This window comes from Bacillus sp. WMMC1349 (assembly GCF_013155385.1).
In the GTDB taxonomy this organism is placed as follows: domain Bacteria; phylum Bacillota; class Bacilli; order Bacillales; family Bacillaceae; genus Bacillus.
Genome location: NZ_JABJUQ010000007.1, coordinates 3,404,255 through 3,415,997, shown reverse-complemented (window position 1 = coordinate 3,415,997; position 11,743 = coordinate 3,404,255). Strand labels below are relative to the sequence as shown.

Below are 11,743 nucleotides of genomic sequence, written 5' to 3'. Positions count from 1 at the left end.
CCGTTCATGATATCAGAATCGGCAAGGGTTGACATATTTTGCTTTGCGGTTTTCTGCTCTTGAATAATCTGTAAGTCGATCTTTGACTATTGGCGCCCTTTTCACGTTTAACAAATGGTAGAATGAAAATACATCATGCAACATGTTTCTTGAAAATAAACATAATCAAAATGCGAGTGGAAAAACACGACACATGTTTCTCCACTCGCTTCGTTTTTTTTTTCTATAAAATGGGTGACAGAAGGATTGAAATGGCTTCTTTAAAGCGGATTCTTCGTTTTCGATTCTGATATTCTTCATAAGTCAGTTCTCTTGATACTTCTAGATCTTTTTCGAATGATAAAACGAGTTTTTTTGAAATGTTCTCATCATATAAAAAAGCATTCACCTCAAAATTAAGCTTGAAACTGCGCATATCAATATTTGCTGTACCGACCGATGCAATTTCTTCATCGACAATAATGGTTTTCGCATGAATAAAGCCATTATCATAAATAAAAACAGAAGCTCCTGCTTTGAGCAGGTCCCCGATATATGAAAGTGTCGCCCAGTATACGAAAGGATGGTCTGGTTTGTTGGGAATCATAATTCTGACGTCTACACCTGAAAGGCAGGCGATTCTCAGCGCGTCAAGGAGGCTGGCATCAGGGATAAAATATGGTGTTTGAATCAAAATCGATTGCTTGGCTGTAGAAATCATTTTGATGTAGCCGTTTTTAATCTGTTCCCATTCCGAATCTGGGCCGCTAGTGACAATTTGCATACCAATGTGCCCTTGGGGACTGGTCTCGGGAAAGTGATTGGCTTGATATGTAATGCTATGAGTATCTGTTGCCTGATTCCAGTCAAGGATAAATCGCGTTTGAATAGAATGGACGGCTGTTCCTTTAATTCTAAGGTGTGTATCTCGCCAATAACCAAAATCAGGGTTGAGCCCTAAATATTCATCTCCGATATTAAATCCTCCAACATAACCGATCATTCCATCGATGATGACGAGCTTGCGGTGATTGCGAAAGTTCATTCTTAAATTAATAAATTTAAATCGTGATGGAAAAAAGACTTCAACATATCCACCGGCTTTGACCAGCTTTTTAAAAAAGCTTTTTCTCAAGCTTCTTGAACCTAAGTCATCGTAAAGAACGCGTACTTCCACACCTTCTTCAGCTTTTTTGATGAGTGCGTCCCGTACTTTTTTTCCAATATCATCCCCTTTATAAATATAATATTGCAGATGGATATGATCTTTTGCATTTTCAATGTCATGAAGAAGTCGATCAAATTTTTGCCGTCCATCTGTTAATAATTCAACATCATTGTCTTCTGTAAAGACAGCATGATTATTAATGATTTGCATATAAATTAAATCTTTGCTGTCTGCTGTTGCCTTGTTACGAAACTGGAATTCACTGCTTTTCAGTTTTTTAAGCTGCTGTTCTAGAATCTTTTCAATTCCAATCCTTTTACGGTCTTCCCATTGAAAAAGACGAGTGCCCCTTAATTTAGTTCCAAAAAGCAAATAGAGAAGAAAGCCAAACACCGGAATAAAGAACATCACGAGAAGCCAAGCCCATGAGGCACTTGCATCACGGCGTTCTCTAAAAATAACAACAGTCGCTAACAAAATATTTAAAACTAATATAAAACCAAGAAAAATTGACGTTATACTAAGATTTTGAATAATATCCATGATAAACCTCACAAGCCGATTTGTTTTTACACTTTCCATTTATATCAGTTACTGAACTTTCAAGCAACTATGTCAAGTAATACGTAAATAAGTTCAGAAGGTTTCTAAATATTGTTTGGTTACAAGCAAAAAACTGTCAAACATTTTATAAGTAAGTTACGATATAAATACAAAAAGAACATTTTTAAAAGCAAGGTCTCTTTTTCAGGAGGAGAAATGTTAATGGAAAATAAATCAGTTTATCAAATGCCCGCATTTATGAAAGAAGAAATGGAAAACTTGAAACTGGCAGCTGCCCCAATTTTAAAGAAAAGAATGATTTTTCTGTTGACGGCGATACCGTTAGTCATTGTTTCAATCGTTTATCTTTCAACTTTCTGGGGGCAGACGTTCAATGGAATGGACATGACCATTAAAATTGGGATTGCTACATTAGGAGCGGCTTTTGGTATGGCCTTGTTCAGAGAGTCCTCCTATCAAAAAAGATATATTCGAGAAACAGTCGTTCAGTATATTTTAGAGCGGATGCAGAAAAGTGAAGTGCTTTCCGCTGAACGCAAAAACCAATATGTTAGAACGATTAAAGAACAACCGTTTAGTGTGATGAGCAGTTTTATTGAGTTTTTAAATGAAGAAGAAAACAGAAGACGACGATTGTCTGAAGAATAAGATGGGAAAGAGCTAGCTACGAGCTCTTTTCTTCTAACGACCTTCTGGTATTTCCCTCCCCATAATCTTTAAATCGTAAAGCTGACCATCCATCTCCGCAACGTTTGGAAAGTGTCCCCATGCAGTAAATCCATACTTTTGAAAAAGCTTTATACTAGGTTCGTTATGTGCAAAAATGAAAGCCAATAAGGAACGGATCCTGAGCATAGGCGCTCTTTCTAAAGCCATGTTTAAAACGGCTGACCCCATTCCTTTGCCGCGATATTTTTCATGGAGATAGATGCTGACTTCTGCCGTTTTGGCATATGCCGGTCTACCATAAAAAGACTCAAAGCTGATCCAGCCGATGGCTTCATTGGCTTCATTTTCAATGATATAAAGCGGTCTTGTTTCACTATGGCTCAAAAACCAATTGATTTTATCTTCAACTGTCACTGGTTCAATATCGGCAGTGACCATACGCGAAGGGATCGTTGAATTATATATCTCGACGATGATTGGAAGATCTTCTTGAGTGGCGATGCGCAATTTCATGGTCTTTTTCTATCCTTTCTATTTTTGGTTATCAGTCGACTTGTACACCTCGCACTAGTGCCGTTTGAGTATGTCTAATATTCTCCCGTTCAGATGAATTTATGTTCAAGCAGACTTTCAGCAGAAAAAATTTTTTTTGTAAATGTATATATTTTCTGAAAAGTGTTCAGAATGTTGCTGAGGTGATGAGTCATGAAAGAGGAAGAAAAGAATCGTACTTCCAAAATCACAAAGCTACAAAAGTTTTTCCGTAAACGTTGGGTATTTCCAGCTATTTATTTAATGAGTGCAGTCGTTGTATTAACAGCTGTTCTTTGGTATCAATCAGCAACAAATCAAGATGCTAAAGATAAGCTTGCAGATGATGGTAAGAATTCAGCCTATGATAACCGTGATGACGCGGTCGAAGTAGGAAAGCCGGTTGAAAATGTAGCTATGCCAGTTGTTGATTCAGCAAATGTAGCTGTAGTCAAAAAATTCTTTGAAACTGATGCAACGAGAGAAGAGAAAGAAGCAGCACTTGTAAACTATGATAACACGTACAGCATGAACAAAGGTATTGACTTGGCTAAGAAAGATGGTAAAACTTTCGATGTTTCAGCATCTTTAAGCGGATCAGTTGTCAAAGCTGCGAAAGACCCTGTGCTAGGCTATGTCGTTGAAATTGAGCATGAAAATGGTTTATCAACAGTGTATCAATCTCTATCTGAAGTGAGTATCAAACAAGGTGATCAAATTGAACAAAATCAAGTCATCGGTAAAGCAGGTAAAAACCTTTACAATGAAGAAAGCGGAAACCATGTACACTTTGAAATCCGTAAAGACGGAGTTGCTGTCAATCCGCTAAACTTCATGGACAAACCTGTATCAAGCATTGAGAAAGCGGTAGAAGAACAGGCGAGTGAAAAAGTAAAAGAGCCTGCACATCCATCTGTTGATGAAAAATCAAAAACAGAAGAAAAAACGGAAGAACAGAAAAGTGATATGGAAGGAAAAACAGAAAGAGAAGATTCTTCTGAAGGTTCCCAAACTGAAGACGGAAGCCAAACAGAAGATTCAAAACAGCCATAAGACATGTGATTGAAACGCCTATCAAGATGATAGGTGTTTTTTTCGTCTACCAGTCGAATGTAGGGATATAGGATTTGTCAAGAAAAGTGTGTAAGTTATTCTAAATATTTCAACACACGCTGCTTTATGTGGTCATGAATTAAAAGTTGATTCATCACCATAGCCCATCGTTGAACATGGCCACCTATCCATTTGTTTTCAAGTTCTTTTGTCCGTAAAAACAAGATTTTTAGGAGGGCATTCTCAAGGGGGAATGCTCCTTTTTTAGTCACTTTTCTAAAGCTAGCGTGTATACTTTCAACCGCATTCGTAGTGTACATCAATTTGCGTATCTTTTAAAAAAATCAAATGACCTCTTTTATTTTTGTTCTAACCCAAAAACAGCTCCCGGCATAAACGTGCCGGGAGCTGCATTTATAAAGCCTCAGGTCCTTCTTCACCTGTCCGAATATTAATCGTGTTTTGGATTTCATAAATAAAGATTTTTCCATCGCCTGGTTCCCCGGTTTTGAGCACATGTTGGGCGATTTCCGTGACTTTTTCCACTGGGACTTTACTGACGACAATTTCAACTTTTAGTCGTTCGTATACATTGCTTTCTCGTTTCACTCCACGGTAAAGTTCTGTGTGTCCTTTTTGGAGGCCGCATCCGTGTACATTGTAAAATGTAATCGATGTGACACCGATATTGCCTAGCTCTGTTTTCAGCTTTTCAAAATTCGTCGGGCGAGTGACAATTTCCACCTTATACATTTGACCGCTCATACCTTCACTCCTCTAAGTTAGTCTTGGTACGCTTTTTCACCGTGCATCGTTAAATCAAGACCTAAAGATTCTTCATCTTCTGATGCACGAAGCTTAAACATAAAGCTGACTACCTTTATAATAACGTAAGTGGCAACCCCAACAAATAAACAAGTTGCCCCAATCGCAATTAGCTGCTTCCAGAGTAAACTGATGTCTCCGTAGAAAAGACCATTTGCTCCACCTGAATTGACTGAAGTTGTTGCAAATATGCCAGTTGCAATTCCGCCCCAAATTCCGCCGATCCCATGAAGACCAAAGGCATCAAGCGCATCATCATAGCCGAACTTTTTCTTGAGAAAAAACACGCCCCAAAAACAGACAGCACCACCGATAAATCCAATCAAGACCGATGAAAATGGAGTAACGAAACCAGCTCCAGGCGTAATGGCGACAAGTCCGGCAATCGCACCTGATACAGCGCCTAACATTGTCGGTTTTTTGTGAACAAGCCATTCCACCAAAAGCCAGCCCATCAGCCCGGTTGCCGCAGCAGTGTTGGTGTTGATAAGCGCTGTCATCGCGATTTCATCAATGGTCAGTGCACTTCCGACATTAAATCCGAACCAGCCAAACCAGATCAGTGCGCCTCCGAGTAATGTCATCAGTAAGTTGTGTGGAGCTGTATGGCTCATATCTTTCCGTTTGCCGATCACAATTGCGATCACTAGTCCTGCTACACCTGATGAAATATGCACAACATTTCCGCCCGCGAAGTCAAGGGCTCCTAATTGAGCTAGCCAACCGCCTCCCCATACCCAGTGGGCAACAGGTGAGTAGACAAGCACTCCCCATAAGACCGAAAACATAAGAAATGCCGGAAACCGCAAACGTTCAGCAAAACTGCCGGATATAATGGCTGTTGTTAAAACAGCAAATGTCAACTGAAACATCATATACAATGTATGTGGAATTGTCTCGGAATAGTCGGGATTAGGGGTGAAACCGACACCTTTTAAACCGACAAAATCGAGTCCTCCGATCAGAGCATTTCCGGGAGCAAAAGCAAAAGAATAACCGAATAGGATCCATATAATCGATACGATGGCAATCGCTGATAAACTGTGCATGATTGTGCTCAATACATTTTTGCTTCTGACCAGTCCTCCGTAAAACAAAGCGATACCCGGTGTCATTAGCCAAACGAGTAGAGCGCAAAAGAACATAAATACTGTATCCCCCATCTGCATATATCATTCCTCCGTAGTATAAAAGTATTATTCTCTCATTATAGTGGTTATACAATAAGATCATGATAACTATGTCAGATCTTCTTACATGGTTTTTTGTTAGCTTTTTTTGAAGTGTCAGGTTTGCAGATTTTTTTATTGTCAGGTAAGCTTACTATAAAAAAGGTAAGGAGTTAGAACATGAGTAAAGTACTTATTTTTGGCCACAAAAATCCGGATACAGATACGATTTGTTCAGCGATCGCCTATGCTGAATTAAAAAAACAGTTAGGTATGGATGTAGAACCTGTTCGTTTGGGAGAAATTAATGGAGAAACCCAATATGCACTTGAGAAGTTTAAAGCGAATGCGCCTCGTTTGGTTGAAGCGGTTGCAAATGAAACAGACAGTGTGATTTTAGTTGACCACAATGAAAGGCAGCAAAGTGTCAATGATTTGGACCAAGTTCGTGTATTAGAAGTCATTGACCATCATCGGATCGCTAATTTTGAAACGAGTGATCCTTTATACTACCGGGCTGAACCAGTGGGGTGTACGGCAACAATTTTAAACAAGCTTTATAAAGAAAACGGTGTTGAAATCAAACAAGACATTGCAGGGCTCATGTTGTCTGCTATCATTTCAGACTCCCTGTTATTTAAATCACCTACTTGTACTGATGAAGATGTTCAGGCAGCAAAAGAACTAGCTGAAATTGCTGGTGTTGACGCTGAAACGTATGGATTAGCTATGCTAAAAGCGGGTGCTGATCTAAGTGCAAAAACAATTCCGCAGTTACTTTCTCTTGATGCGAAAGAATTTACAATGGGAAGCAGTAAAGTGGAAATTGCTCAAGTGAATACAGTTGATACGAATGATGTCCTTTCCCGCAAGGCGGAAGTAGAAAGCGAACTTGCAAACATTGTTGCTGAGAAACAATTGGATTTATTTGTCTTTGTTATCACTGACATTTTAACAAACGATTCCGTTGTGATTGTCTCAGGTCAAGCAACAGCTGCAGTTGAACAAGCCTTTGCTGTGACATTGAAAGATCGTACAGCAACATTAACAGGTGTTGTCTCCCGTAAAAAACAAATTGTCCCGCCATTAACAGAAGTATTAAAAGGATAATTGAAATATCAAAAAAGGGGCTATCCTGAAAGTCGTGTGGATGAATAAAAATTGGGGAATTTGCTCGCTTTCCACGGGCGATCCGCGAGCCTCCTCGGAGCGCGTTCCTTGCTCCTCTTGGGTCTCGCCTGGCTCGCTGTTCCCGCAGGAGTCTCGCAATTCCCCCTTATTTATGTTGAAAAAGGACTTTTTTTAGACAGCTCCTTTTTAAATTGTTATGACTCAGTGATTGATACACTGTTTGATTTTTCACGATTGATCGGCTTGCGGCTCCATGTATACAAGAACAGATTGATGATAGCGAACATTCCTGTGAATAAATAAATATTGGCAAAACCGATGTCTCCAACAATCAACCCAAATACAAACGATCCGACTGCAATTCCTGTATCCATAAAAGCGAAATAAGTAGCTGTCGCATATCCGCTGCGATTGATTGGAGAAGCTTGAATGGCGAGCGTTTGTAAACAAGGTGTGATTGAACCATAACCTGCTCCGATTACCGCTCCTGAAATTAACAGCATAGGTCCGCTGTTTGTCATGGCTAACAGACAAAGTCCAATACTGAAAATGATGATCGCTGGATAAATGACAATTCCAGGCCCGATTTTATCAAACAGTTTTCCAATAAACGGACGCGTCAAAATCATCGTCATCGCATAAACGAGAAAGAAATAGCTGCTCGTCTCGATGAGCCCGAGAGATTTAGCGTAAACCGAAATAAACGAAATCACGCTGGAATAACAAAAGGCAACAAACAGCCCGACAACGGAAATTCGCACTGCTCCTTTTTCAAACATATTGGAAAAGGATAATTTGACAACGGCTGCAGTTTGCTCATTTTTGTGAGGAACCCGAATGAAAATAGTGCAGAGAATGCCAATCGTTACAATTCCCGAAAATAAAGCAAACATTGTAGGAAACTCGATATCATTTAACAGACTGAGAGCAATAAATGGACCGATCACAACAGCCAGATTCATTGACATGGCGAAATAGCCCAGCCCTTCACCCCGGCGTTTGACTGGAACCAAATCGGCTGCAATCGCACTTGTCACTGTTGTCATGATGCTAAACCAAATGCCTTGAAAAAAACGAACTCCGATGAGTGGATAAATGTCTTGAATGACAATATAAAGGAAAGATGATAATGCAAATAATATAACACTGATAAGTGCCATTTGCTTTTTGCCAAACCGGTCGATCAGTGCCCCAGAAAAAGGTCTTGCTAAGATGGCGGAAAGCATAAATGCGCTAATCAAGAGCCCTGCTTCAGATTCAGTGCCTCCGAGTTCCTGTAGTGTATAAACAGGCAGTATTGTTAAAGAGGCATAAAAGTAAATGAATGTAAATAAATTCATGAGGACAACCATTATAAAGTCTTTTGTCCAAATCGATTCAGATTCCATAGGTTATTTCTCCTTCCTGTGTTCGGTAAGAAAACGGGTTAATAAATGATAAAATGTTTCTTTATCATTGTCATCAAACACGGAAAGTATTTCCTCATCAAACTGTTTTATTTTTAGTTGGATTTCTTTATATTTAATCATGGCTTCATCGGTTAATTTCACGACTTTTTCGCGTTTATCTTCTCCCTGTATCCTTTGTACCCATCCTTTTTTTTCTAACCGGTGAATTGTCCTTGTGATGGTCGGGGCTTCAACGTGCAGGTAAGTCCAAATGTCTTTTTGTGTCATTGGACCAAAGGTATGAAGGGTATACAAAATGGACCATTGCGCTCCGAAAAGTTCATAGGCTTCAAGTTGCTCATTCATCTTTTTCGAGAGTAACCGTGTGCTTTGATTCAGTTGATGCATAATCATTCGATTAATATTTTCCATGAATGCTCCTTTAAATATTTACCTAGGTAATTAATATTTTTTATTGTAATGGATGTTCTCGCTCCTGTAAAGTGAAAACGACATGAAGCATGAAATAAAATTGTGATGAAACCCTTGTCCTCCTTGAGTTTTTAGCATATTCCCAATCAAATGCTAATACACTGATACAAACCTAACAAAGAGAGTGTTTGAGGTGAGGGATCGTGGGAGTATTTCAAAATTCTACTTGGAAAAGCATAAAACGAAAAAGTTGTATTCATAATGAATTCTTTCAAAATACGGATCTCATTTCACACTTCTCACATCCATTTTAGGGAGGTCGAGTGGTGTGCACGATTACATCAAAGAGCGAACAATCAAGATAGGAAAGTACATCGTGGAGACAAAAAAAACAGTTCGTGTCATAGCGAAGGAGTTTGGTGTTTCCAAAAGTACCGTACACAAAGATTTGACAGAAAGACTGCCAGAGATTAACCCTGATTTAGCTAATGAGGTAAAAGAAATTCTTGATTATCATAAATCAATCAGACATTTACGAGGCGGGGAAGCAACAAAACTAAAATATAAGAAAGAGGAAATTCTTGAGAGAGAGCCGGTGAAATAGGGATATTGCCTTAGAAAAGAAAACTGTAATTTAATATCCTCCATTTTTATTTCGATAAAAAGCCACAAAAATTTATGAAGAACTTTAATAAGAATGCTTTTTTTTCTATTATTTATGATAAAATATATAATCAGGGCAGAATATGGACATTGCTGTGAAACAGATTTCAAGGAGGATATAGATAGATGTTTGCAAGGGATATTGGTATTGACCTTGGGACAGCGAATGTGCTGATCCATGTTAAAGGGAAAGGAATTGTCTTAAATGAACCGTCAGTTGTTGCGCTAGACAAAAACACTGGAAAGGTTCTTGCTGTTGGTGAAGAAGCGAGAAGAATGGTAGGACGTACACCTGGGAATATTGTTGCGATACGCCCATTAAAAGACGGTGTGATTGCAGACTTTGAAGTAACAGAAGCGATGCTGAAGTACTTCATTAATAAACTGAATGTAAAAGGTATTTTTTCAAAGCCGCGTATGCTCATTTGCTGCCCTACGAATATTACATCTGTAGAGCAAAAAGCGATTAAAGAAGCTGCGGAAAAAAGCGGTGGAAAGCATGTCTTTCTTGAGGAAGAGCCTAAGGTAGCTGCTATCGGAGCGGGAATGGATATTTTTCAGCCAAGTGGAAACATGGTGGTTGATATCGGCGGTGGAACGACAGATATCGCAGTGATCTCTATGGGCGATATTGTCACCGCCGCTTCTATCAAAATGGCTGGGGACAAGTTTGATCTTGAAATTCTAAATTACATTAAACGCGAGTACAAGTTATTAATAGGTGAGCGGACAGCAGAAGACATCAAGATTAAAGTCGCAACTGTTTTCCCAGACGCACGTCATGAGGAAATCACCATTCGTGGCCGTGACATGGTTACAGGTTTGCCAAGAACGATTACAGTAACAAGTAAAGAGGTTGAGGAAGCACTTCGTGAATCTGTATATGTCATCGTTCAGGCTGCCAAACAAGTGCTTGAAAGAACACCGCCTGAACTGTCAGCTGATATTATTGACAGAGGTGTGATCATTACCGGAGGCGGCGCATTGCTTAACGGTCTTGACCAACTTTTAGCAGAAGAGCTTAAAGTTCCGGTGCTTGTTGCTGAAAATCCGATGGATTGTGTAGCTGTTGGTACAGGTGTTATGCTCGATAATATGGACAAGCTCCCAAAAAGGAAGCTCAGTTAATCAAAAGCCTCATTCTCCCGAGAATGAGGTTTTTTTATTTAAAAGACTTAAAAGAATCAGAAAGTTGCCGATAATAAGAGTGCCATATTTAAATACTATTATAGAACAAATGTTCTCTTTTTGTAAATAGATAATTTGAGAAATTTCTCGTTTTAAGTCAATTATAGATTCTTTGAGGTGAAATGATGTTAAAAGGTCTTTATACAGCAACATCAGCAATGATTACCCAGCAACGTCGTACAGAGATGCTGACCAACAATATTGCAAATGCGAATACACCTGGTTATAAAGAAGACCAAAGTTCCATTCGCTCGTTCCCGGAAATGTTACTAAGCCGAATGGAATCTGGATCATTCAAAGCTGGTGGCTATTCACGATCATTTTCTAAAAACACACCAATTGGTTCCATCAATACAGGAGTTTATCTCCAAGAGTTAAAACCCCAATTTTCCCAAGGGGATCTCCAAAGTACTAATCAGGCGACAGATATTGCGATTAGTGAATCAAGAGTACCTGTCAATCAAGAGACGAATGATAAAGCGGCTCTGTTTTATGCTGTCAAGCTCGAAAATGGAGATATTCGCTATTCAAGAAACAGCCGTTTTTCCTTAAATGAAAATAATCAACTGACAATCAATGGGAATGCGATTCTTTCCACAACTGGTCAACCGATTACTGTCGGAAGCGAGAACTTTAAAGTCGCCGAGGATGGAACCGTAACTGAAAACGGTCAAAATCTTGGCAAAATCGATGTCAGGATTGCGCTTGATACAAGGAATTTAGCGAGAGAAGGTAATGATTTGTATCGGACGGAAAATGGAGACAATCTGCCGAGCGCAGTCAATCGTCCTGATGTCACTTACTCGGTCAAACAGGGGATGGCTGAACGTTCAAATGTTGATATAACAAGAGCTTATACAGATATGACAGCTGCTTACCGTTCATTTGAAGCCAATCAGAAAGTCCTTCAAGCTTATGATAAAAGCATGGAAAAAGCAGCGAATGAGATTGGAAGAATTGGATAAGTGTCCAGCTAAACAATA

General features: G+C 39.3%; 12 protein-coding genes and 1 pseudogene. 6 read left to right on the top strand and 7 right to left on the bottom strand.

From position 1 onward, the window contains the following. Window positions 1–223: 223 nt before the first annotated feature. Window positions 224–1,690 (bottom strand): cardiolipin synthase, encoded by a 1,467-nt coding sequence (cls, locus tag HOO54_RS19860; RefSeq protein WP_172298324.1) that lies wholly within the window; start codon window positions 1,688–1,690, stop codon window positions 224–226. A 222-nt stretch (window positions 1,691–1,912) separates the two neighbouring features. Between cls and HOO54_RS19855 the strand changes: the two genes are divergently transcribed. Next, window positions 1,913–2,359, top strand: a complete 447-nt coding sequence (locus tag HOO54_RS19855; protein ID WP_172298322.1) for a DUF5392 family protein — start codon at window positions 1,913–1,915, stop codon at window positions 2,357–2,359. Between the two features lie 33 nt (window positions 2,360–2,392). Here HOO54_RS19855 and HOO54_RS19850 read toward each other — a convergent pair whose 3' ends face one another. Then, window positions 2,393–2,893 carry a GNAT family N-acetyltransferase gene (locus tag HOO54_RS19850; RefSeq protein WP_172298320.1) on the bottom strand — a complete coding sequence of 167 codons (501 nt, stop codon included), beginning with the start codon at window positions 2,891–2,893 and terminating at the stop codon, window positions 2,393–2,395. Between the two features lie 192 nt (window positions 2,894–3,085). On the opposite strand from HOO54_RS19850, the gene spoIIQ reads away from it, so the two are divergent. Beyond that, the gene (gene spoIIQ / locus HOO54_RS19845) at window positions 3,086–3,964 is read left to right on the top strand and encodes a stage II sporulation protein SpoIIQ (protein WP_172298318.1); all 879 of its coding nucleotides are present in this window, start codon (window positions 3,086–3,088) and stop codon (window positions 3,962–3,964) included. A 95-nt stretch (window positions 3,965–4,059) separates the two neighbouring features. Here spoIIQ and HOO54_RS19840 read toward each other — a convergent pair. The 3 genes and pseudogenes from HOO54_RS19840 to HOO54_RS19830 form a co-directional block, all read right to left on the bottom strand. Then, a pseudogene (locus HOO54_RS19840) lies at window positions 4,060–4,296 on the bottom strand (transposase); the annotation flags it as partial. 82 nt (window positions 4,297–4,378) lie between these two features. After that, window positions 4,379–4,729, bottom strand: a complete 351-nt coding sequence (locus HOO54_RS19835) for a P-II family nitrogen regulator (RefSeq protein ID WP_172298316.1) — start codon at window positions 4,727–4,729, stop codon at window positions 4,379–4,381. 17 nt (window positions 4,730–4,746) lie between these two features. Continuing rightward, window positions 4,747–5,958 (bottom strand): ammonium transporter, encoded by a 1,212-nt coding sequence (locus HOO54_RS19830; protein WP_172298313.1) that lies wholly within the window; start codon window positions 5,956–5,958, stop codon window positions 4,747–4,749. A 180-nt stretch (window positions 5,959–6,138) separates the two neighbouring features. Between HOO54_RS19830 and HOO54_RS19825 the strand changes: the two genes are divergently transcribed. Further along, window positions 6,139–7,068: a manganese-dependent inorganic pyrophosphatase gene (locus HOO54_RS19825; protein ID WP_172298311.1), complete on the top strand. Its 930-nt coding sequence runs from the start codon at window positions 6,139–6,141 to the stop codon at window positions 7,066–7,068. A 215-nt stretch (window positions 7,069–7,283) separates the two neighbouring features. Here HOO54_RS19825 and HOO54_RS19820 read toward each other — a convergent pair whose 3' ends face one another. Together HOO54_RS19820 and HOO54_RS19815 are read right to left on the bottom strand one after the other, a co-directional pair. Next, window positions 7,284–8,477 carry an MFS transporter gene (locus HOO54_RS19820; protein WP_172298309.1) on the bottom strand — a complete coding sequence of 398 codons (1,194 nt, stop codon included), beginning with the start codon at window positions 8,475–8,477 and terminating at the stop codon, window positions 7,284–7,286. A gap of 3 nt (window positions 8,478–8,480) precedes the next feature. Beyond that, window positions 8,481–8,909, bottom strand: a complete 429-nt coding sequence (locus HOO54_RS19815) for a MarR family winged helix-turn-helix transcriptional regulator (RefSeq protein WP_172298307.1) — start codon at window positions 8,907–8,909, stop codon at window positions 8,481–8,483. 328 nt (window positions 8,910–9,237) lie between these two features. Between HOO54_RS19815 and spoIIID the strand changes: the two genes are divergently transcribed. The 3 genes from spoIIID (at window position 9,238) to HOO54_RS19800 (ending at window position 11,725) form a co-directional block, all read left to right on the top strand. Next, entirely contained in the window at window positions 9,238–9,513 is a 276-nt protein-coding gene (gene spoIIID, locus HOO54_RS19810) for a sporulation transcriptional regulator SpoIIID (RefSeq protein ID WP_172298305.1), read from the top strand. A 185-nt stretch (window positions 9,514–9,698) separates the two neighbouring features. Next, window positions 9,699–10,700 (top strand): cell shape-determining protein Mbl, encoded by a 1,002-nt coding sequence (gene mbl / locus HOO54_RS19805; protein ID WP_172298303.1) that lies wholly within the window; start codon window positions 9,699–9,701, stop codon window positions 10,698–10,700. A 185-nt stretch (window positions 10,701–10,885) separates the two neighbouring features. Beyond that, complete coding sequence (locus HOO54_RS19800; RefSeq protein WP_172298301.1) at window positions 10,886–11,725, top strand: flagellar hook-basal body protein; 840 nt, start codon at window positions 10,886–10,888, stop codon at window positions 11,723–11,725. Window positions 11,726–11,743 lie beyond the last annotated feature (18 nt).

Excerpts from the sequence above, each read along its gene's own strand:
- HOO54_RS19825 (WP_172298311.1), top strand. The coding sequence starts at position 6,139 with ATGAGTAAAGTACTTATTTTTGGCCACAAAAATCCGGATACAGATACG.
- HOO54_RS19855 (WP_172298322.1), top strand. The coding sequence starts at position 1,913 with ATGGAAAATAAATCAGTTTATCAAATGCCCGCATTTATGAAAGAAGAA.
- HOO54_RS19800 (WP_172298301.1), top strand. The coding sequence starts at position 10,886 with ATGTTAAAAGGTCTTTATACAGCAACATCAGCAATGATTACCCAGCAA.
- HOO54_RS19820 (WP_172298309.1), bottom strand. The coding sequence starts at position 8,477 with ATGGAATCTGAATCGATTTGGACAAAAGACTTTATAATGGTTGTCCTC.
- cls (WP_172298324.1), bottom strand. The coding sequence starts at position 1,690 with ATGGATATTATTCAAAATCTTAGTATAACGTCAATTTTTCTTGGTTTT.
- HOO54_RS19835 (WP_172298316.1), bottom strand. The coding sequence starts at position 4,729 with ATGAGCGGTCAAATGTATAAGGTGGAAATTGTCACTCGCCCGACGAAT.
- mbl (WP_172298303.1), top strand. The coding sequence starts at position 9,699 with ATGTTTGCAAGGGATATTGGTATTGACCTTGGGACAGCGAATGTGCTG.
- HOO54_RS19850 (WP_172298320.1), bottom strand. The coding sequence starts at position 2,893 with ATGAAATTGCGCATCGCCACTCAAGAAGATCTTCCAATCATCGTCGAG.
- spoIIQ (WP_172298318.1), top strand. The coding sequence starts at position 3,086 with ATGAAAGAGGAAGAAAAGAATCGTACTTCCAAAATCACAAAGCTACAA.
- HOO54_RS19815 (WP_172298307.1), bottom strand. The coding sequence starts at position 8,909 with ATGGAAAATATTAATCGAATGATTATGCATCAACTGAATCAAAGCACA.
- HOO54_RS19830 (WP_172298313.1), bottom strand. The coding sequence starts at position 5,958 with ATGCAGATGGGGGATACAGTATTTATGTTCTTTTGCGCTCTACTCGTT.